This window comes from Synechococcales cyanobacterium T60_A2020_003 (assembly GCA_015272205.1).
GTDB lineage: Bacteria > Cyanobacteriota > Cyanobacteriia > RECH01 > RECH01 > JACYMB01.
This window is the reverse complement of record JACYMB010000382.1, coordinates 1-20,195: the sequence shown is the minus strand read 5'-3', so window position 1 is coordinate 20,195 and position 20,195 is coordinate 1. Positions and strand designations below refer to the sequence as shown.

18 protein-coding genes are annotated in these 20,195 nt (G+C 51.6%); 12 read left to right on the top strand and 6 right to left on the bottom strand.

Features of this window, described 5'->3' with window-relative positions; translation table 11 throughout:
- Window positions 1-212 precede the first annotated feature (212 nt).
- Window positions 213-395, top strand: a complete 183-nt coding sequence (locus IGR76_18430; GenBank protein MBF2080435.1) for a hypothetical protein — start codon at window positions 213-215, stop codon at window positions 393-395.
- A gap of 12 nt (window positions 396-407) precedes the next feature.
- On the opposite strand, the gene IGR76_18425 is transcribed toward IGR76_18430, so the two are convergent.
- Window positions 408-1,835, bottom strand: coding sequence for a CHASE3 domain-containing protein (locus IGR76_18425; GenBank protein ID MBF2080434.1), 1,428 nt, complete (start codon window positions 1,833-1,835; stop codon window positions 408-410).
- Window positions 1,836-2,332: 497 nt separating this feature from the next.
- Here IGR76_18425 and IGR76_18420 point away from each other — a divergent pair, with 497 nt between their 5' ends.
- On the top strand, window positions 2,333-3,010 hold the full coding sequence (locus IGR76_18420) for a response regulator transcription factor (GenBank protein MBF2080433.1): 678 nt from the start codon (window positions 2,333-2,335) through the stop codon (window positions 3,008-3,010).
- A gap of 288 nt (window positions 3,011-3,298) precedes the next feature.
- A complete protein-coding gene (locus tag IGR76_18415) occupies window positions 3,299-4,231 on the top strand; it encodes a redoxin domain-containing protein (protein MBF2080432.1) in 933 nt (310 codons plus the stop codon).
- Between the two features lie 505 nt (window positions 4,232-4,736).
- Here the strand turns inward: IGR76_18415 and IGR76_18410 are convergent.
- Window positions 4,737-5,156: a transcriptional repressor gene (locus IGR76_18410; GenBank protein ID MBF2080431.1), complete on the bottom strand. Its 420-nt coding sequence runs from the start codon at window positions 5,154-5,156 to the stop codon at window positions 4,737-4,739.
- A gap of 256 nt (window positions 5,157-5,412) precedes the next feature.
- Between IGR76_18410 and IGR76_18405 the strand changes: the two genes are divergently transcribed.
- Window positions 5,413-5,985, top strand: a complete 573-nt coding sequence (locus IGR76_18405) for a peroxiredoxin (protein ID MBF2080430.1) — start codon at window positions 5,413-5,415, stop codon at window positions 5,983-5,985.
- 133 nt (window positions 5,986-6,118) lie between these two features.
- Window positions 6,119-7,126 (top strand): NAD(P)/FAD-dependent oxidoreductase, encoded by a 1,008-nt coding sequence (locus tag IGR76_18400; protein ID MBF2080429.1) that lies wholly within the window; start codon window positions 6,119-6,121, stop codon window positions 7,124-7,126.
- Window positions 7,127-7,447: 321 nt separating this feature from the next.
- On the opposite strand, the gene lepB (IGR76_18395) is transcribed toward IGR76_18400, so the two are convergent.
- The 3 genes from lepB (IGR76_18395) to IGR76_18385 all read right to left on the bottom strand — a co-directional run bounded on the left by lepB (IGR76_18395) (window position 7,448) and on the right by IGR76_18385 (window position 11,735).
- Window positions 7,448-8,101 carry a signal peptidase I gene (gene lepB, locus IGR76_18395; GenBank protein MBF2080428.1) on the bottom strand — a complete coding sequence of 218 codons (654 nt, stop codon included), beginning with the start codon at window positions 8,099-8,101 and terminating at the stop codon, window positions 7,448-7,450.
- Window positions 8,098-8,715 carry a signal peptidase I gene (lepB, locus tag IGR76_18390; protein ID MBF2080427.1) on the bottom strand — a complete coding sequence of 206 codons (618 nt, stop codon included), beginning with the start codon at window positions 8,713-8,715 and terminating at the stop codon, window positions 8,098-8,100. Before lepB (IGR76_18390) ends, lepB (IGR76_18395) begins: the two co-directional genes overlap by 4 nt.
- Before the next feature lie 437 nt (window positions 8,716-9,152).
- The gene (locus tag IGR76_18385; GenBank protein MBF2080426.1) at window positions 9,153-11,735 is read right to left on the bottom strand and encodes a GAF domain-containing protein; all 2,583 of its coding nucleotides are present in this window, start codon (window positions 11,733-11,735) and stop codon (window positions 9,153-9,155) included.
- Window positions 11,736-12,657: 922 nt separating this feature from the next.
- On the opposite strand from IGR76_18385, the gene IGR76_18380 reads away from it, so the two are divergent.
- Complete coding sequence (locus IGR76_18380; protein MBF2080425.1) at window positions 12,658-13,227, top strand: M23 family metallopeptidase; 570 nt, start codon at window positions 12,658-12,660, stop codon at window positions 13,225-13,227.
- Between the two features lie 33 nt (window positions 13,228-13,260).
- On the opposite strand, the gene IGR76_18375 is transcribed toward IGR76_18380, so the two are convergent.
- Entirely contained in the window at window positions 13,261-13,839 is a 579-nt protein-coding gene (locus IGR76_18375; GenBank protein MBF2080424.1) for a thioredoxin family protein, read from the bottom strand.
- Between the two features lie 262 nt (window positions 13,840-14,101).
- Between IGR76_18375 and IGR76_18370 the strand changes: the two genes are divergently transcribed.
- From IGR76_18370 to IGR76_18345, 6 genes are all read left to right on the top strand, one after another.
- On the top strand, window positions 14,102-14,491 hold the full coding sequence (locus IGR76_18370; protein MBF2080423.1) for a RidA family protein: 390 nt from the start codon (window positions 14,102-14,104) through the stop codon (window positions 14,489-14,491).
- A gap of 224 nt (window positions 14,492-14,715) precedes the next feature.
- Window positions 14,716-16,611 (top strand): protein kinase, encoded by a 1,896-nt coding sequence (locus IGR76_18365; protein MBF2080422.1) that lies wholly within the window; start codon window positions 14,716-14,718, stop codon window positions 16,609-16,611.
- 4 nt (window positions 16,612-16,615) lie between these two features.
- Window positions 16,616-17,320, top strand: a complete 705-nt coding sequence (gene bioD, locus IGR76_18360; protein ID MBF2080421.1) for an ATP-dependent dethiobiotin synthetase BioD — start codon at window positions 16,616-16,618, stop codon at window positions 17,318-17,320.
- A gap of 255 nt (window positions 17,321-17,575) precedes the next feature.
- Window positions 17,576-18,787, top strand: coding sequence for an amidohydrolase (locus tag IGR76_18355; GenBank protein MBF2080420.1), 1,212 nt, complete (start codon window positions 17,576-17,578; stop codon window positions 18,785-18,787).
- Window positions 18,788-18,967: 180 nt separating this feature from the next.
- On the top strand, window positions 18,968-19,672 hold the full coding sequence (locus tag IGR76_18350) for a hypothetical protein (protein ID MBF2080419.1): 705 nt from the start codon (window positions 18,968-18,970) through the stop codon (window positions 19,670-19,672).
- An 11-nt stretch (window positions 19,673-19,683) separates the two neighbouring features.
- Window positions 19,684-20,195: DUF3318 domain-containing protein (locus IGR76_18345; protein ID MBF2080418.1), on the top strand; the 512-nt coding region annotated here is incomplete at its 3' end.

Genomic DNA, 20,195 nt, shown 5'->3' with positions numbered 1-20,195 from the left:
GATGATGTTTGTTCTAGCGAAGGATAAGTAGATTGTACATCCCAGAAAATACTTGGAAGAGTGGCTAGATTATCACTAGTGTTGCGTCAACGCTAAAAATTAGGGTTTGTAGTGAGCGCTTCAGCGCTAAAGCGCCGACTACGAGTCCAGGGAATCACCCTAAAATTATGTTTTGACAAAGCACTAGACCTTTAAAAACAATCGAGAATGCTATGAGACAAACGGCTGAATTACGCAGCACTGTTTTTTGGATTGCGCTAGGTGTCACTCTTGCCGTGTGGATCCTGCGCGGTTTGGGAATTTTAACCTTTATTCCAGGCGGCGTCATTTGGTTGCTGCTACTGCTGACCGTTGGCACAGGTGTGTTCAACATGGTGCAAAGTACGCGCCGCTAAGACTCGCCACACTTAGGGATCAGCGTTGAAGGGGTCTGCATCTTGAGCTAATGCTGGCGTAGCCTGATGGACGGGTGGAAGCGGCTGGGGGATGGTAACTGTGAAGGTTGTGCCTGCACCGATCCCGCTTTTGACCTTGATCTGCCCGTGATGCAAGTCCACACAAGTTTTGACGACGGCAAGCCCCAACCCGGTTCCCCGGATATCTTGAGTATTCCGTCCGCGACTAAATAATTGATACAGCTTGTCCTGATCCTCGGGCAAAATCCCAATCCCTTCATCGCGGATTTCAAACATGAGGCAATCGGGATCCGCCTGAAGGGTCACGTACACCGTATCGGACGGTTTTGAGTATTTCATCGCGTTCGAGAGGAGGTTGCTCAGGATGGAGTAGAGCATGGTTTCATCGACGTAGGCATGGGTGCAGTCGCCCACTTTAGAGAATTGAATGGTGCGCTGCGTTTGACTGAAGACTTGTAAATCCTCAATCAAATTTAGACAAAAGGTTTGCAGTTCGATCATCTCTGGTCGAAACTCCAACTTGCCAGCATCGGCACGGGCTAACATCAAAATGTCGTTGAGCAGGCGTGTCATGGATCGGGCTGCGGTTTGAATGCGGTGAAGATTCTTCAGTTTTGCAGGTTCAACTTGGAGTTTGAGCGTTTCATCTAGCAATTGGGCCGATCCAAGAATGAGGCTGAGCGGTGTTCGAAACTCGTGGGAGACCATCGAGAAAAATTGGAGCTTGAGTTCACTCAGTTCCTTTTGTTGCGCCCAAGTACGCTGGAGTGCCTCTGCATCGTAACGTTTCATCATCTGACGCAGCAGGAGGGCATACACCGCCAGTAGAATTCCGAAGGTGAGTAAGGTGCCTAAGGGTTCAATCAGCATCCGAAATTGAAATTCGGTACGGGCACGCTCCACCTGATTTTGTAGAAGGGACTCTTCTTCTTTCTCCATCTGCTCAATGATCTGACGGATTTGGATGCGGTTTTGACGCGTTGCCAGCACGAGGGGATCATCACTAGCGATCGCCCCCAAATCGTCTTGGTACTTTAAAATCGACTGCTCTAGGAGCTGGATCCGCTGAGCGACCAAAAGCCGGAGTTGCTGAAGACGCTCCTGCTGAGCCGGGGTGTCGGATAAAGGAGCCTCTAAACGGTCAAGAATGGGCGGGATATCAGCGATCGCTGCTGAGTATTGCTCAAAATCTTGGGGATCCCCAAAAACGATGTAACTCCAGCGACGGGACTCCGCATCCGCCAACAACGCGGATATGTCAGTTAACGCGTTGAGAATATCATCGGTTTGCTTGAGCTGATCCGCGCTAGTGATGAGCCGTGTCGCATTTTGGTAGGACGAGAAGCTCACAAAACCAACGAGCACTGAGACGAGTCCAAATCCGATCGTGATCCATTTCCCTTCACGCGACCAGTTCATAATGAATAGTCAGAGCGTCTACAGTTCGTAATATCGCAGTGGAGGAGTTAGTTAGGACAAAGGGGGGTGGGGGCTGCGTCCCCACGCAGGGGTGAAACTCCTGCACCCTGTCCTAACCCACCCTTTTGTTGCTAGATCTATTCTTTGAAAAAGACAATAAACATAAAAAACAGCGGTGTACTCTCTAGGGGTCAGCCTTTGAGTGTTGGTAATATCAGTTTTGAATTTTGAGATTTCAGGTTTGAGTTGAGAATACATTGCAATGGCTACGATTCCAGCCGTCTGTCTATAGCTCTAAGTTTAAGAAATTGATCGGAAAATTCGGTTTTCATCCTTGGGGGTGTCGCGCCTGCGTCATGAACGATTGGTACGAGGAGATAGGGATCAGCGATGAAATTTCAAAGTGCTGTGCGGCTTATGGAGGGCCAAAACCTGGGGTTTCAATTAGCGTATAGCGTATTAAGTCTGGTGTATGGAGGAGCGATCGCACAGGAGCCATGCGGATTCTAGTTGTTGAAGATGATATCCAGCTATCCGACATGCTGGCAGAAGGACTCACGAATCATCAATATGTTGTGGATATTGCCCAGGATGGGGAAGCCGCTTGGGATTGGATTCAGGTTGTAGAGTATGACCTCATTCTGCTGGATGTGACGTTGCCCAAGATGGATGGTCTGCAATTTTGTCGGCGATTGCGCGATCGCCAGTCAGCGGTTCCTGTGCTCATGTTGACGGCTCGTGACACCATTGCCGATAAAATTGTTGGCCTCGATGCCGGAGCTGATGACTATATGGTGAAACCCTTTGACCTTAATGAGATGATGGCTCGCATTCGGGCGTTGCTGCGTCGAAGAGCAGTCGCGACCCGTGCTACCCTTTGCTGGGGCGATCTCTGCCTGAATCCCAACACCTATGAGGTCACCTACGCCTCAGCGTCTATTGCCATTACCCCGAAAGAGTATGCGCTGCTAGAGCTTTTGGTATCCAATGGTCGGCGGGTGCTAAGTCGTCCTGGGATCATTGAGCGGATTTGGTCAATGGAGACTCCCCCCACTGAAGAAGCCGTTAAATCCCATATCAAAACCTTGCGCCAAAAGTTACGACAGGCTGGCGCGCCCGATAATTTCATTGAAACGGTGCATGGGCTGGGTTATCGCCTAAAGCAAGTGCCTTAGCCCCCCGAAATTCCCCCGAAATCCTCCCGCTTTTCCAACGATTGAGCAGTAGTGTTTGAATATAGTCAACCCAGCTAGTTGAATAGGTTATGGATTCGTGAAGGATTGCTGTGCAGCCTTCACAATTTTTTATGTCCAGAACATTGAAAGGACACTGACGCAGGGTCTACCCGTATTGCTGATTCATCGTACTGTTGATTAATATTGAGGAGGCTTTCTCGCTGGAACAACGTCCTACGAGCACTTGTTTGTGTAGGCTCATCCCAAACGCCGAGTTGGAAGAAACCCATGCTAGAAGTTGGCGATCCCGCACCGTGGTTCACGCTGCCATCGGATAGCAATCCCAACTATCACTTTGATACAGTCGCTGGACATTATGTCGTGATGTTCTTTTTCGGGAGTTCTCAACATCCGGCATCCCAGGCGGCGTTAAACCAGTTTTTGGCGCACTCTGAGTTTTTCCGCGATCGCCAAATTCCGTTTTTTGGTGTGAGTATTGATCCAACCGATGAAGCCTTAGGGGACGTGGTCAGCACGTTGAGTTATTGCAAGCTCATTTGGGATTTTGAAGGGAAGGCGAGCCGAATGTATGGCGTCTGTTCACCCGTGGAGGCAGGCGATCGCTACCAGCCGACGGTCTTTATCCTGAACGAAAACCTGCGGGTACTCCATCGCTTTTTTCTAGAGTCGGACACCCCTCTGGTTGATCAAGTGATGGCCGCTGCCGCCGCATTGCCTCCCCTACCTCCTCCCCAAATGGACCATCGTCAGGCTCCGGTGCTGTTTATTCCTAACGTGTTTGATCGGAACTTTTGTCATGAACTGATTGCCCAATACCATCGCAGCGATGTTCGCCAATCGGGCTTTATGCGCGATATTGACGGTAAAACTGTTGAAGTGATGGATTACGGATTCAAGCGACGGCGAGACTGGCTGTTGCAGGAGTCTGATCTGCTGCAAACGATCAACCACCTGATTCTACGCCGGATCAAAGCAGAAAAAAATTACAAAACGCGGATTTCAGGTGGAGCGATCGCCCAACGCCCAGCCTTGAAAGGGAAGATGCAGATAACCGAGTACCTGAACATTTTCCTGAATAAACCTGAAGTTTTCGGGATTGGCGAGCCTGGGTATTCCCTGCATCATAGAAGCATCAGGAACAGCCAGACTGTGTCCCAAAGCCCCAGCCAATCTTCAGAGGACAAACGCCATGAAACCTAACTCCCGCACTAGCCATACCAGAGCACAGCACTTTAACCCCAAAACGTTAAGCAACGCTAGTGAAATGGCGAAGGTCTATGGGTTTTCTGAAACCCGATTTGCCAAATCCTGTCCTCTAACAATTCACCATCATCACGCATAATTCGTTTGAGCGGCTACTCGCCCTTGCCCCTGGGCGATCGCGTCTCTCCACATCTGTCCTGAATGCGCTCACTCTTGCCTCTATGCTGGAACGTCCTACTCCTGCCATCTTCGGCTAGGGAGGAGGGCGTTCTTCCTTCGAGGGGCTGTTGATCCAAAGCGGCATCCCCCCTCCACGAATTTTCCACATTTAGCTGGCACTGTAGGAGTTGTCTAACCTTCATGCCAGGATTAGACCTGCTTTGAAGCAACCCTTTGAAGTAGATCCTGACAAACAAATCGTGCCTCAGCATCGGGAGAGGGTTGAGGCATTTTTTCTGCCTATTTTCTCGCCGTCAGAGCATAGGGCGATCGCCAACCAACACTACGACTGGCAGCGATCACACCATCCATAAACCGTAACTTCGTAGCCCTCTGGCTTCAGTCCAGACCGCAATCGCTCTAGAGGCAACCCTTGAAAATGTTCCCAAGCAATATCTTCAATTTCACCACAGCCATTGCACCGGAAGTGATGGTGGGGTTGGACGTTGGCATCGTAACGACATACCCCTTCTTCGAGTAAGACTTCCCGCACCAATCCCGCGTCCCGAAGGGCTTGCAGCGAACTATAAACCGTTGCCTGAGACGAAGTCGGAGCTTCCTGGTTCAGATCGCTCAAGATATCCTCGGCAGTAGGATGATCCATCCGAGCCAATAAATTTGCATACACCGCAAACCGCTGAGGCGTTACTCGTAATCCTCTCGACTTTAGGGTTTGAATAATTTGGTTGGCTTGCTTCTGCATATCGATTGACTCCTAGGATCGAGCGACCGCGTCAAGGCTCCTTACGGAATAAAAACTACAGGGTGATATTTTTACCAACGTAACATTATTAGTTAGAAATCATAGTTACTTTAACTTTATTTTAATAATAAAATAGATACTACTATTGACTCTTTCTTAAATCAGAATTATTCTGAGATATAACGACAGGCATTCAAAAGCACTGTCCCGATACCTGTAGATTGTTATTCATTCGCAGACTACCGAAGAGGAAACTATGGCTGTTATTGAACGTGTTCCCAGCGTTGTGTTCAAAACCCGTGTACGTGATGAGTCCGTACCTGGGCCAAACCCCTACCGCTGGCAAGACCGCACAACCGAAGACATCTTTGGTGGTAAGAAAGTGGTTGTCTTCTCCCTGCCCGGTGCGTTTACCCCGACCTGCTCCTCGAACCACCTGCCCCGCTATGAAGAGTTGTATGACGAATTCAAGGCTCAGGGTGTTGACGAAATCATCTGTGTATCTGTCAACGATGCGTTCGTGATGTTCCAGTGGGGTAAGCAGATTGGCGCGAAGAATGTCTTCCTGCTTCCCGATGGGAATGGTGAGTTCACCCGTAAGATGGGTATGCTAGTTGATAAATCGAACCTGGGATTTGGAATGCGGTCTTGGCGCTATTCCATGCTGGTGAACGACTGCCAGATCGAAAAGATCTTCGTTGAACCTGATTTCGGCGACAACTGTCCTACCGATCCCTTTGAAGTTTCCGATGCAGATACCATGCTGGCTTATCTGAAGGGAGCTGAGTCTGCCGGAGTATCCGAGCCTCGCCTCGCCTTTGTAGGTTAAGATATATCAGACTATTCAGTCCTCAGGAAAGGCGGTTTTTTGCAGACAGCTTCTGCAGGGAGCCGCCTGTACTGTTTAGGCCTGTACTGTTTAGGATCGTATTAGCCGTTTGCATCCACTGAGTGAGTGAGTCATGAAGCTCTCAAGTAAAAATTTAGATCTTCGTTTAGATACGGTTTACGATGCCATCGTCGTTGGTGGAGGTATGGGGGGGCTTTCTGCCGCGATTTATCTGGCTCGCTATGGCCTCAAGTGCCTGGTGATTGAAAAGGGGCGAGGGCGATCGCTCTGGATGCAAGATCTCCGCAACTATCTAGGCTTTGACCCCGATACGCCCGGTCGCGATATTTTGCGGCACGGTGTCAATCAGGCGATTAATTGGGGCGCAGACTATCTCAATGGCTACGTAGAAGACGTCACCGATGATGGAGAGACATTTTCAGTACGCGTGAAAGTCGGCAAAAAAGAGAGCATCTATCCCATTTTTCGCAGCAAGTATCTGATTGCAGCATCCGGTGTGATCGATGTGCTGCCTCAGCTTGAGGATATGCAAAATGTCTACGATTACGCAGGATATACCCTCCATGTCTGCATGATCTGTGATGGATTTGATATGTGGGATCAGAAAGCGGTGCTGATCGTGGGTAAAGAGTCTCAGATTAATGCGGCCTTTGTGCTCAACTGGTTTACACCTTACATCTCTGTTCTCACTCATGGCCTATGTACCGTTGGCGATGAGATGAGACAGAAACTCGCTGATCATGGTTATCCGCTGTATGAAGCTCCGATCGCTCGTTTCTTAGGTGAGAATCACAAAATGAGCGGGGTAGAACTCACGGATGGTACGGTGGTGGAAGCGACCACGGGCTTAATCAACATGGGATCTATCTATCACAACAAGTATTTGAAAGGGATTGACGGCTTAGAGTGGGATGGTGAAAATTTAATCACCAACACCATGGCGCAAACCAGTCACGAGCGGATCTTTGCCTTGGGCGATCTCAAGCAGGGCTTAAACCAGGTTTCAATCGCCGTTGCCGATGGCACTCTGGCAGCAACGCAGATTTGGCGGAATATTCGTCGCGCTAGTGAGCCGCGTAAGTGGGAAGAGAATGTTACTTCTCTTTCCGTGGCTCAATAGACGCTTCTAAACCGTGTTTCATAGATGTGCCGAGGGTAGGGGAGGAGAACACTGTCGGCATATCCTGCTATGAGGGGCGATCGCCAAACTTTGATCAAACGTCATACGGAATCCTGCTATAGGGTGACACTTAACCCCACCGCCTGACGGCACCTCCCCTACCCTACGGGAAGCCGCTTCGCGTCTAGAGCAAGGGGAGGTTGGGAGGGGGCTCTGAAATAGTGCTACTTTGCGAATCAGATTCAGTATCACCTGATCATTGACGGTGCACCATCGGTGGCGAGTCCATGTCCCAGACTTGAGATGCAAGCAGAATCCATCTCATTTCGTGCTGGGTGCAACCGAATTTAGGGCATTGGGGCCATCAACCGGATAAACGGGCTGAGCATCGATCGCGCCAAACCGACTCGGCGGCCAAATCCGAATCCAAGCCCGACCAATCACATCATCCCGATCCACATATCCCCAAACGCGGCTATCGCTGCTGCGGTTGCGATTGTCACCCAGGGCAATATAGGCGTCTTCCGGTAACGTGACCGCAGAAAGGTCACAGTAGTCCAGGCACGGTTCATCGGCAGTGTAGTCTTCGGCGATCGCCGTTCCGTTGATATACACAACGCCGCCATGCATCTCAAATGTGTCGCCCGGAGTGGCAATCACCCGCTTGATCAACGCTTGGTGAAATCCAGGGGACATTTCCTTCATTCCTTCCGGTGGCAAGAAAACAATAATGTCCCCCCGTTTGGGATCCCTAGCGTAGTAGCTCAGCTTCTCCACCAACAGGCGATCGTTCACTTGCAGGGTCGGAACCATCGATTCTGATGGAATAAAGCGAGACTCCACAATAAAATGCCGAATTCCTATCGCTAATACCAGGCTTACACCCAGGGTTTTTAGCCATTCTAACCAGGGATTCTCGGTAGGCTGTGCAGCCTTTGGACTATCGATAGCCGGACTGGAGGGTTTCTCGCTCATTCACCCGACGCTCCAGCATAGGGAGGCTGTGGCCCAATTTCGCCGACACGATTGGGAGGCCAAATACGCACCGATGCCCGTCCAATGATGTTCTCTCTGGGGACATATCCCCAAATGTGGCTATCAAGACTGTTGTTGCGGTTGTCGCCTAATACTAAATAGGAGTCAGGAGGCACGACTTCTGGCCCATACACGTACTCTGGCGGAGCAGCGGTGTAGTTTTCGGTCAACGGTTTTCCATTCACGAACACTGTACCGTTTTTGACCTCAATGGTTTCACCCGGTAAACCAATAACCCGTTTGATGAATGCATCTTTAAAGATTTCTGGATTTTGCTCTTGAAGCTGCTCTGAGGGCATGAAAACAATGATGTCACCCCGTTGAGGGGCATGAAATCGGTAGCTAATCTTTTCAATGACGAGATGATCATTGACCTGCAACGTGGGCAGCATTGAGCCAGTCGGGATGTACCGAGCTTCCGCGACGAAATGGCGCAAACCCAACGATAACACTAACGCTAGCCCAACTGTCTTTGCAGCCTCAACCAGAAGACTATCGTTCCGGCGTTGAGGGGGACAGGACGGATGAGCGGGACGATACAAACGACTAGCCATACGTGCAAAACATCCAACAGTCTAGAATAAGAGCTAACCTGTAAAACCAACCGATAGAAAACAGAAACCGAATGAGGTTTAGGAGGCCATACCTTTCATAACGATAGCTTGGATTAATCCTCATACTAACGCGATCGCCCAGAGTCTAGATGCTATGGCATAACTCCCAGATCCACCGCAAGAATTCGGATTTTCATACGAAATCCTGCTATAGGGTGGCACTAAACCCCACCGCCTGACGGCACATCCTCTTACCCTAGACGCGAAGCGGCTTCCCGTAGGGTAGGGGAGCTTGGGAGGGGTCGCTGAAATAGTGCTACTTTACGAATCGGATTCCGTATCACTATGTCAGACGATACAACCTTAGAAATCATGACACCAAATCGGTCACCAAAGCGATCGACGCAGGCAGACTAACTTTGTTGCCAGGACTGACCTTATTTCATGGTTAGGGTGTGAACTCCGTCCCAATTCTCCGGTGGCGGATTTTTGATGTATTCGCGGGTTCTCTCAAGATACATATTCACCGTGCGATCGCCCTTACGGAGGTGTTGAGCCTGCTCAAACAGGGCGATCGCTTTTGGGAATTGACGGTTTCGGTAGGCATCGCGCCCAGCGTTGTAGCTATCGAGAAATTCATGCATGGTGTTATCTAGCGGGGTGGTGCGATCGCCCAATAGCTCGAAAATGCTAATCGGTTTCACCTTCCCTTTCACCCGGATACGATCCAGTTCGCGCACCCACACCACATCCTTACAGTACTGATAGGTAAACTCGCTGAGGATAATATTGCAGCTTTGCTCCAAATCTCCATAGAGCTTGGTCACGCCTTCCAGACGAGAGCTAATATCGACGCCATCGCCAATCACGGTATAGTCCATGCGTTTCCGGGAGCCAATATTTCCCGATACGACTTCCCCGGAGCTAATCCCGATTCCAATACGGATTTCGGGCTGAGCATCAAATCGTCGCTGGGTGTTAAATTCATCGAGGCGGCGGCGCATATCTAGGGCAGAATGGACGGCCATCAGGGCATGATTTTCGAGGGGCAGCGGCGCACCAAATACCGCCATCAGCGCATCGCCAATAAACTTATCCAGGGTTCCATGGCAGTTGAACACCGCTTCTACCATCGTTTCAAAATAGTTGTTCAGCAGCGACACCACGTCAGAGGCTTCCAATTTCTCGGTTAGGGAGGTATAGCCTCGGATGTCGGAGAACAGGATCGTCACTTCTTTCCGTTCTCCCTGCATCAGCGCATGTTCACCCAAGGCCATGACCTTATCGGCAACACCGGGCGTCATGTAGCGATACATGGTTGCCTTCATCCGTTTTTCCTGGCTGATATCTTCTAACACCACCACGGCTCCCCGGACTTGGCCTTCGGGATTGGTGAGCGGATTGACGGTTAGGTTCAAACTCCGCTCAATTTCCATAACCTGAGTGGCTGGAATGGACAGTCCTGCCTCCACACAGTCTGCCGCCTGATTCCGATCATTCCACGGCAGAAAGCGATCGCTCGCGGTGCGATCGCGCACGACCAGTATCGGCATTCCTTTGGTCTTGTCATCTATCGACGGCTGGAACAGGCCAAAGTTGAGGGTTTGTTCGGGGACGTAGTGGCGCGCACCCACGGTTAAGCTATCTTCAATCCGCATGCGGAGATTCTCAATGGGTACCACCTCCCACACCTGACGCCCTACCAAGTGTTTCGTCCAAGAGTTTTGCTGGTCACGGGTATCTTCTTCCCGTGGACAGCCCAAAAGCTCCAGGGCCGCCTCGTTAATGGTGACAATGCGGCCTTGTAAATCCGTCGAGATCACCGCATCGGATAGGCTCCGCAAAATATCCCGTTGATACTGCTTTTCCAGCATGACGCTTTCAAACAATTGGGCATTTTCCAGCGCAATTCCGGCTTGGCTATTGAATGCCTGCATAAACTCTTCATCAGAACTGGTGAAGTTGCCCTGATTTTTGTTGATCAACTGTGTAACGCCAATTAGCAGGCCCACAGAGTTATAGACAGGCATGCAGAGAATATTGCGGGTACGATAGCCCGTTTCCCGATCGACAGTTGGATCAAAGCGGGGATCTTCATAGGCGTTGGGGATGTTGAGGGTTTGTCCGGTTGAAGCGACGTAGCCCGCAATGCCACGGGTGACCGAGAGGCGAATTTCACGGATTTCCAGGGAGTTTTGACCGTCGGCAACGGCCACTTTAGACCACAGCTCATTTTTCTCCCGGTCGATCAGGAAAAGCGTGCTGCGATCGGCGTTCATCAAATCGCGAGCCTCATCCATTACCACTCCCAAGGTTCTTTCGAGATCCAAACTTTGGGCAAGGCAGGAGGTCGCTTTGAGCAAGGCTTCGGCTCCCCGCTGTTTGCGCGCCGCAATGTAAAACAGATTGCAGCTTTCAAGAATAACGCCGATGGAACTAGCAAAGTCTTGAAACAGCAGCTCATCAGCGGTATTAAAGGCGGAGCTTCCGTGTTTATTGATGAGTTGAACGACCGCTACGACCTGTTCCTGTCGATTAAGAATAGGAATACAGAGAATATTTCGTGTGCGGTATCCGGTTTGACGATCGACATCAGGATTGAAGAGGGGGTGGCTGTAGGCGTCGGGAATATTGAGGGGTTTCCCCGATTTCGCCACATGTCCGGCAATGCCTGCCGTCATGGGAATCGTAATTTCCCGTCCTTGATCCTTTTCCCCTTGGGCGACTTTCGACCAAAGCTGCTCTTTTTCGTGATCCAGTAGAAAAATGGTGGTGCGATCGGCGTTGAGGATTTGACCAATTTTGAGGGTGAAGGCTTCGAGGAGTTGTTCTAATACTGTTTCCAGCGCATTGTTGTTAATCAGATCGATCGCCTTGAGGAAAAATTCAAACTCGTAGGTGATTTGGTCGAGCAGCTCTCGGAAGTTCTGAACGGACAGCCCTTCGACAACGCGAGCAAGGTTCCGATCGCGATCGCCCTGAGACAGGGTAGCCAACATACTCGCAGAAGATTGGATCATAGGTCGGGGTAGGATTGGCAGCGCGGGAGCAACGGCAACATGCAGAATAGGAGGAATCAGCAGACGCCCAATCAAGCAAAAAACTGAACATGCGACCCACCGAAATGGGGAATTCAGCGTGTGTACAGTCTAGGCAAGCTACGTTGTCCATGCGGAACGATGCACCATAGACTATCAAATCTTCACCTCAATTATGAGGAACCTTTAGACAAGTGGCTACTCATCGCTTAGAGCCTTTCTCAATCTCGGTTGTGACGCGATCACGGTAGTCGTCTACAAACAGGAGAACCACAGCCGAACTACGCAAAACTCGGCTACCTCAGGAACGAAACGTTCAAACTCTCTTCGTTACTCCTGCAAAGCTCCTTCAGAAAAGTTAACGCATTTTCTGATACATTTGGTTTGCCTGTCGATTATCGTGATGGTTAGTGTTAGCTTTGGGAGTAGTTGTACACGCTAAATCTGCCATAAGCAAGAGTTAAGATTTCAGGATTAATTAATTCGCAAACTGCTCAACTCTAAGACATTGCGCGGTTTTTAGAGGTTAGTTCGAGCGAGATCTATGTTGTGTTTGCATCCTAAACCTAGGGTTTAGCGTGTGCTTGTGGTGTTAGAGAGCGGAGAGTTAAGGGCAATGCCAGTACAAAACCTGTTCAGCCTTAAAAAAGGAATGGTGGCGTTGAGCACAGGCTTAACGATCATGGGTGTTTTAGGTTTCCATGAGCGCATTGGACGCGCATTAGAGTTTAGCGTACCTGAGGTGCCCTCTAGACTGGAAAACCTCTCGTTCATTCCCCTCGACAAACCGACTGAATCTGCAATGGTTCAAGCCTCTGTTCCACCTGCGAAGGCAGAGGCGATCGCCCCATCCACTTCAGAATCTACCATTGATCGCTCTCGCATTGCGGTAGATACAAAATCCATGGGTGATAAAGCATCGGATACGCAAGCGGCGATCGCGTCCACCGCTCAGGTAAATCCGACTCAAATTGCGGCGTTGAGTGAGTGGCAGGGCGCATCCTTCCCAGTTGAGGATTTCCAAACCTATACGTCTCCCTTTGGTTACCGTTCCTCGCCAGACGGTGGGTACTCCCAAGAATTTCACTATGGGTTAGATATGGCTGCGCCTGAAGGAAGCTATGTTCGCAACTGGTGGTCAGGAACGGTGGTGGAAGTGTCGGACGACAGCAATTGCGGTACGTCCGTTGTGGTGGAGTCGGGATCGTGGCTGCACATCTACTGCCACATGAGCGGCTACGTAGATTCTGACACCCAAGGGCGCTACATGATTGATCGGGATGGTGGACTGAAAATTTACGAAGGCCAGACGGTGGTAGCAGGCGATCGCATTGGTCGAGTCGGTATGACCGGACGCACTACTGGACCTCACCTCCACTGGGGCTTAAAGTACGATGGCAATTGGGTCGACCCGGCGTTTGTGCTGCAAGCAATGTATTACAGCCAGCAGCAGACAGCGCAATCTATTCAGTAGTTCTCGACCGCGATTAGAGGACGCTATCTTTCCCTAGCCGTAATAACTGGGGGCGTTTCCGGGTTTCCATTTAATATTGCAGCCAATACTGGGCTGTTGATCGGGATTAACGGGCGTTCCGACTTGGATCGCGGCGATCGCCCCTCGGAGATCGGCTCCGGTCACGGGCTTGTCGTTTCCGGGTCGGCTGTCGTCGAGCTGCCCCCTGTAGACGAGTTGGCGATCGCCATCAAAGAGGAAAAAGTCGGGTGTACAAGCAGCGGTGAAGGCTTTCGCGACCTCCTGGGTTTCGTCATAGCACACGGGGAAGGTAAACCCCAGGGTTTCGGCCATTGCTTTCAGATAGGGAGGGGCATCCGTAGGATGGTTCGCGATGTCATTGGCGCTAATGGCAATGACCCCAATATCGGCCTGCACATCCTTCCCTAATTGGGCTAGTTCCTGCTGCACATGCTTCACAAACGGACAATGCTGGCAGATGAACATCACCAACAGCCCTTTCTTGTCCGCAAACGTTTCGGGTGAAATCATCGCCCCTGACACCGTATCCGGGAGTTGAAAGCTAGGAACGGGGGTTCCCAAAGGCAGCATCGTAGAAGCTGTTCTTGCCACAACAATCCTCTCCTAAGGCACTCACGCTATGCACTCTAACGCGAGAGCGGGGCGATCGCAACTCACAAATAGCGAATTTGAACAATAGACAGAGTAGGAAACCTGGTATAAAGGATGCACCTCATCCAGGCTGATCCTGGGTAGGACAACCCAAACCTAATTCAATGGACTATAGCAATCCTATTTGGATTGTGAAATGTGCGCCCCGACGGGGCGCACATTTCACAACTCATCTTTTTCATAAATCACGTAGGAACGCCATATGTTTGAACGGATTACCTTACCCAATAATATTTTGCCTCCTCCCTCTCCCTATTCCCATGCGGTGCGGGCGGGTGATTTTCTATTTGTCACTGGGCAACTTCCCCAAGATCCCGAAACGGGAGTGATCAGCCGCGGTGATATTGCGGATCAAACTCGGCAAGTCATGGAAAATCTCAAGCTAGTTCTGGAGCACGCTAACACCAGCTTGGATCGGGTGACGATGGCACGCATTTTCCTGACCGATATTCGCGACATTTCCGTGGTGAACGAGATTTATGCCTCCTATTTCGATACTGATGCGCTGCCTGGTCGTACCACCGTCGGAGTTCTAGGTTTGGCGGGGCAAGGCGATGTGGAAATTGACCTCATCGTTTACTGTGGCAATTAATAGCAAATAAATCTGCCTGAATACCCATCTGGTTCTGAACTCTACCATTCAACCTTCCGCCGGATCCGGCCAACATAGGTCTGCCAACCGTTATATCTCTGCCGTATGCCGCTCACGATCCTGGATCCTCGCTATCGGTTCACAACCGAGCTTTTAGGTAGATTGAGCATGTATCCTCAATGTTGGATTATGATGGTTTGCGCTAAGGATATCGATTAGCTACCATGCAACCCCCGCTCCCGAACGGAACTCTGCTTCAAAACCGCTACCGCTTGCTCGGTGTTCTTGGGCAAGGGGGCTTTGGTCGAACCTACCTAGCGGAAGACCAAGGACGTTTCAATGAACGCTGTGCCCTCAAAGAATTTATTCCCATGCTGGGCAGCGAACAAATGCTGCAAAAGTCGAAAGAGCTTTTTCAGCGGGAAGCTGCCGTTCTCTACCAAATCAACCACCCCCAAGTGCCGCAGTTTCGTGCCACGTTTGAAGACGATCAGCGGCTTTATCTCGTCCAAGACTACGTGCAGGGCAAGACCTTCCGCCAACTGCTAGAGGATCGGCAGGCACGCAGCATGACTTTTTCCGAAGCAGAAGTGCTCCAACTCATGCGGCAACTGTTACCCGTCCTGGCCCATATCCACAGTAAGGGCATTGTGCATCGGGATATTTCCCCGGAAAACATTATTCTCCGCCAGACCGATAATCTGCCGGTGCTCATTGATTTTGGTGTGGTCAAAGAAATAGCGACACGGGTACAGGCCACCACCGCGCCCCAGTATACGACGGTGGGCAAGATGGGCTATGCCCCCGGTGAACAAATGCAGACGGGGCAAGCCTACCCCAATAGCGACCTATACTCCCTGGCTGCCACTGCTGTTGTGCTCCTGACGGGTCGAGAACCTCGTGATTTGTATGACGATCGCGCCTTGGTCTGGCACTGGCAAAATTGGGCGAGGGTCAGTCCGGGCTTTGCGGCGATTTTGAACCGAATGCTGAGCTATCGTCCAGGCGATCGCTACCAATCTGCTGCTGAAGTGATGAATGCGCTGCAAACGATGGGGTATTCCTACCCGACCCAGCCGATCGCCCAGCCGAGCAATCCTTACCCAGCGGCATCTCCATCGACTCCCAATGTATCGGCGATGCCCACCGTAGCCGTGGGGCGGCAATACACCCCCACCAATGCGGCTCCCCCCTCCTACTCTCCGACCCAGGCCGTACCCTCCCCGGCCAAGCCGAGCAATTCATCCATGTGGGATAACCCGTGGGCCGTGTTTCTCATGTGTTTGGGACTTGCCATTGTTACGGGCATTACCTCCTGGGCGGTGTGGAGCGCCATTCTTTCCCAGCAGCCGACTCAGCCAACCCCCAGCCCAACGCCCACCGAAACGCCGACTGCGAGTCCAACCAGTACTCCCACCGAAACTCCAACGACTCAGCCTGTGGAGTACAGCCAGCGCATCACCTTAGAACCTGATGTTCCGGTATCCCTGGACGGCAATCTTAAGGCCAACGAAACGGTGAACTATATCTTTACAGCAGAGCAGGGGCAAACTCTGAAGGCTGGACTGACGGAAGAAGGGGTCCTCATGACCATCTATGCGCCCAACCGAGAGCCGATTGCGCGGGCGCGGCGGGTGCGATCCTGGGAAGGAACCCTGGACTACTCTGGGGAATACGTGGTGCAGATCCAGCCTGTCCGTGGGGTAACGGCGAGCAACTATGACCTAGTTCTAGAACTCCAATCTGCCGAGGAGCCAGAACCGACGCCCACGGAACCTTCCCCCACGCCTACGGAAACCACTGAACCCGAACCGGAAATCGTATCCGAACGCGTGCAGTTTCCAGACGGATCGTCGGGCGCGCAGGTGTCGGCACGGGTGGGGCCATCGCTGGTACGCCGCTACCTGCTACAGGCTCAAGAGGGGCAAATCATGAGTGCCCAAATTACCCAGGGTGATGTGCGCTTAGATGTCTATCGTCCGAGCGGATCGCCCATTTCTGGTGCCAATGGCGTTATCTTTTGGCAAGGAACCTTGGATGAAAGTGGCACGTTCGTCATTGACGTTTATTCTGATAACCAGGATTTCTTTACGCTCGACCTTAGCGTTGTAGGAGAGTAGGGTTTTGAACGCACTGCTGATTGTCGGAACGGATGTCGCTGTGGGTAAGACGGTCGTGATGTCGGCGTTGGCTGCCTACTGGCATACCTACCGTCATCCAGAGACCCTAGGATTGATGCAGCCTGTGGCGGTGAGCGATCGCGATCGCACCACTTATACCACCCTATTTCATCCGTATCAGTCCCCGGAGGAGATTACACCAGAGGTGATTTCGACGACGCTTCCCTTGCCTGTGGAGCTTGCCCAGCAGGGGCGATCGCTCGCCTTTGATCGCATTTGGCGACAGTTCCAGATTCTCACTGCTCAGCGGGAGTGGGTACTCCTGGAAGGACTAGGCAGTTTGGGCACGCCCCTAACCTCCGATACCGTCATGGCTGATCTCGCGTGGGATTGGCGATTACCTACCCTGTTGGTGGTTCCGGTACAGGCAGGGGCGATCGCTCAGGCCATAGCGCAGGTGGCCTTAGCCCGACAAATGCGCGTTCATCTCAAAGGGATTGTGTTGAACTGTACGCAGCCCTACACCGTGGATGAGGTGAATGCACTCGTACCGGATAGGATTTTGCGATCGCTCGCCCATGTTCCCATTTTGGGCTGTATGCCTTATCTGGATGATCCAACAAACTTATCTCGTCTAGCCCAAGCAGCCTCCGATCTGGATTTAGAACAAATCATGCCATTGTCATCGCGGTTCCCATTTTCCGCGTAGTCCCGCCTTAGATCCTAGACAAAGGGTTGGCAGTGGCCTAGTGATTCTGGGGATCGTCATCGGGTTTCAAGGGGCGATCGCCCGATTCGAGCTACACATTTATCAGCAAAACTTAAATTTTTGACAGATTAAAACCCTGCAAGTCGAAACTCCGAGGAGCCATGAATTAACCTGAAGAGAGAAAGCCCCATGCTAGAGCCGATTTGCACTAACTTAAGCACGGTGCCTCTCAAACACTTGCCCATTTGAAGAACTATGCAAGCTACAACTCTTCAACCTCTCCCGGTGAATCCGTCTCGTATCCGTGCTGATATTCAAGCTTTGCAACCGCAGCTTGTAAACTGGCGACGGCACCTGCATCAGCGTCCAGAACTCGCATTTCAAGAACAGCAAACGGCCATTTTTATTATCGAAAAGCTAAAAGAGTGGCAGATTCCGTACCAAGCCGAAGTGGCAGAGACGGGTATTGTTGCGGTGATTGAGGGCGATCGCCCTGGCCCCGTGTTGGCAATTCGAGCTGATATGGATGCCCTCCCGATTCAGGAAGAAAATCAGGTGGCCTACCGTTCGCTTCGGGATGGTTTGATGCACGCCTGCGGTCATGATGGTCATGTGGCGATCGCCCTGGGTACGGCCTACTACTTGGCGACCCACCGTTCCAACTTTGCGGGCACCGTTAAGATCATCTTTCAGCCTGCCGAAGAAGGCCCCGGTGGTGCGAAGCCGATGATTGACGCGGGGGCACTGCGTAATCCGGACGTGGATGCCGTGATTGGTCTACACCTGTGGAATAATCTGCCCTTGGGAACCGTCGGCATTCGCAGTGGCCCCATGATGGCGGCAGTCGAACTCTTTGAACTCAAAATTCGCGGAAAGGGAGGCCACGGCGCAATGCCTCACCAAACCGTAGATTCTATCGTCGTTGCATCCCAGGTGGTGAATGCCCTACAAACGATCGTGTCGCGGAATGTTGATCCCCTTAAATCGGGGGTGGTTACCGTAGGAAGTTTTCACGCAGGTAAAGCCAATAACGTGATTGCGAACTCTGCCGAGCTAACAGGTACAATTCGTTATTTTGATCCCTCTCTGGATGGATTCTTCCAGGAACGGTTTGAACAAATCGTCGCGGGTGTATGCCAAACCTACGGGGCGCACTACGATTTGGACTATTGGCAACTGTATCCGCCGTTGATCAACAATGAGGCGATCGCAAATTTGGTGCGATCCGTCGCGGAGCAGGTCATCGAAACCGCTGCTGGCGTGGTGCCAGAGTGTCAGACGATGGGGGGTGAGGATATGTCTTTCTTCTTGCAGGAAGTACCCGGCTGCTACTTTTTCCTGGGTGCCGCAAATCCGTCCCTCGATTTGGCCTATCCCCATCACCATCCTCGGTTTGATTTTGACGAAACAGCGTTGAGTGTCGGGGTGGAACTATTCACACGGTGTGTAGAGTCCTTTTGCGTATAGGCAGACTCCGGTAACTAAACCTGAGGGTTTGCCCATCCCACTGTTTAGACATTGACGGATGATGCCAACCCAACATCTACTGGTACGATAGCTACAGGTTATTGAGGGTTCAAGGCTACGTATGGTCAGCCTGCAGGGAACAGGATCACCGTTGGTTACGCTGTCCAGTAGGGTACCGGGATGAAGAGAAATCGCCTCTGGTTGCTGGGGTTGCTGATCCTCACAGCGCTTGTCATTGCGCTATGGGGTCGTCATATTTGGATTGTTACGCCTGTGCAGGCATCTCTAGCGTCAGGGGCGATCGCCACCACCGTGTCTGAGGAATCCCAAAATCTTCCTGCCGTTAGGATTCCCGGTACACCGCCCGCCAATCCTAACGCGGCGTCTTCGGCCTCCAACTCGGCCGAACTTCAGAAAATCAACCAAACTACGGCATCCATTCCCCTAGATGGACACTTTGTCGATACCCAAGATAACTATCAGATTGGGATCTTAGAGGGATATGGCGTTACCTCGATCGGCAACTCACCGCTGATTGAAGCACCGGACGGTCATCTCGCTTACACCGTTGTCACCGTGCCTCAAGTGCAAAATTCGTTTGATCGCCCCCTCAGCGATGCCGCCTTAGCCCAGGTTGCCCAAGGTATCTTTAGTCGAGGCGAAGGGTTTCAGGCCACCCCCTATCGATCAGTGCCAGGGGGTGTTCAGATTTCCTGGACGGGGCAGTTAACCCTGGGCGGAGTCGCGCAACCCGTGGGGGGCGAACTTTTAGCGCTTCAAACTGAGAAAGGAATTACAGTATTGCTAGTAGCCGCAACAGCAGTTTCCGCCGAAGAGGTTCCGGCTGCGTTTTCGACGCTGACCAACAGCTTGCAGTTTCTCTGAGCATCCTTATGATCAATCCTGACTCTGAACTTTTGCATCTGATGGATCTCATGCCTGCTTCGGGTCGGATGCTGTGTAAGGTGGCTAGTAAGCCAGAACAGCCCGCTGTCATTGAGGCCGCGTTACCGAAGCCGTGGGCACAATCTCGCCCAATTTTTATTAATTTTGACCTATGGGGAACCTTGTCTCGCTCTCAGCGGGATGTATTGCTGCTGAGAACAGTGTCGTGGCTGAACGGGGTGCAGTGGCTCAAGGTTGACGTATATCAGGGGGCAGCGTTGGCAGGTGTATTGGGAACGGTGGTAGAACTGTCCCAAGCAGACTTGGTAGGAGCTTTGGTGGCGGGGGGATTGACGGCTCTAGCTGGGCTGCAAATTGTGCGATCGCAGCGAAGTTCACGACGGGAACTGGAGGCCGATGAAGCGGCCATTCGCATTGCCCAACGGCGCGGATACACCGAAGTTGTGGCGGCTCGTGCGTTGTTAGAGGCGATCGAAGCGGTCGCAGATCTTGAAAAGCGGAG

What these genes read in the sequence shown, in the direction of transcription:
- IGR76_18380 (MBF2080425.1), top strand. Translation starts at nt 12,658, where the DNA reads ATGGGTGATAAAGCATCGGATACGCAAGCGGCGATCGCGTCCACCGCT.
- lepB (MBF2080428.1), bottom strand. Translation starts at nt 8,101, where the DNA reads ATGAGCGAGAAACCCTCCAGTCCGGCTATCGATAGTCCAAAGGCTGCA.
- IGR76_18405 (MBF2080430.1), top strand. Translation starts at nt 5,413, where the DNA reads ATGGCTGTTATTGAACGTGTTCCCAGCGTTGTGTTCAAAACCCGTGTA.
- IGR76_18365 (MBF2080422.1), top strand. Translation starts at nt 14,716, where the DNA reads ATGCAACCCCCGCTCCCGAACGGAACTCTGCTTCAAAACCGCTACCGC.
- IGR76_18400 (MBF2080429.1), top strand. Translation starts at nt 6,119, where the DNA reads ATGAAGCTCTCAAGTAAAAATTTAGATCTTCGTTTAGATACGGTTTAC.
- IGR76_18425 (MBF2080434.1), bottom strand. Translation starts at nt 1,835, where the DNA reads ATGAACTGGTCGCGTGAAGGGAAATGGATCACGATCGGATTTGGACTC.
- IGR76_18385 (MBF2080426.1), bottom strand. Translation starts at nt 11,735, where the DNA reads ATGATCCAATCTTCTGCGAGTATGTTGGCTACCCTGTCTCAGGGCGAT.
- IGR76_18355 (MBF2080420.1), top strand. Translation starts at nt 17,576, where the DNA reads ATGCAAGCTACAACTCTTCAACCTCTCCCGGTGAATCCGTCTCGTATC.
- IGR76_18420 (MBF2080433.1), top strand. Translation starts at nt 2,333, where the DNA reads ATGCGGATTCTAGTTGTTGAAGATGATATCCAGCTATCCGACATGCTG.
- IGR76_18410 (MBF2080431.1), bottom strand. Translation starts at nt 5,156, where the DNA reads ATGCAGAAGCAAGCCAACCAAATTATTCAAACCCTAAAGTCGAGAGGA.
- IGR76_18415 (MBF2080432.1), top strand. Translation starts at nt 3,299, where the DNA reads ATGCTAGAAGTTGGCGATCCCGCACCGTGGTTCACGCTGCCATCGGAT.
- IGR76_18350 (MBF2080419.1), top strand. Translation starts at nt 18,968, where the DNA reads ATGAAGAGAAATCGCCTCTGGTTGCTGGGGTTGCTGATCCTCACAGCG.
- IGR76_18430 (MBF2080435.1), top strand. Translation starts at nt 213, where the DNA reads ATGAGACAAACGGCTGAATTACGCAGCACTGTTTTTTGGATTGCGCTA.
- IGR76_18370 (MBF2080423.1), top strand. Translation starts at nt 14,102, where the DNA reads ATGTTTGAACGGATTACCTTACCCAATAATATTTTGCCTCCTCCCTCT.
- lepB (MBF2080427.1), bottom strand. Translation starts at nt 8,715, where the DNA reads ATGGCTAGTCGTTTGTATCGTCCCGCTCATCCGTCCTGTCCCCCTCAA.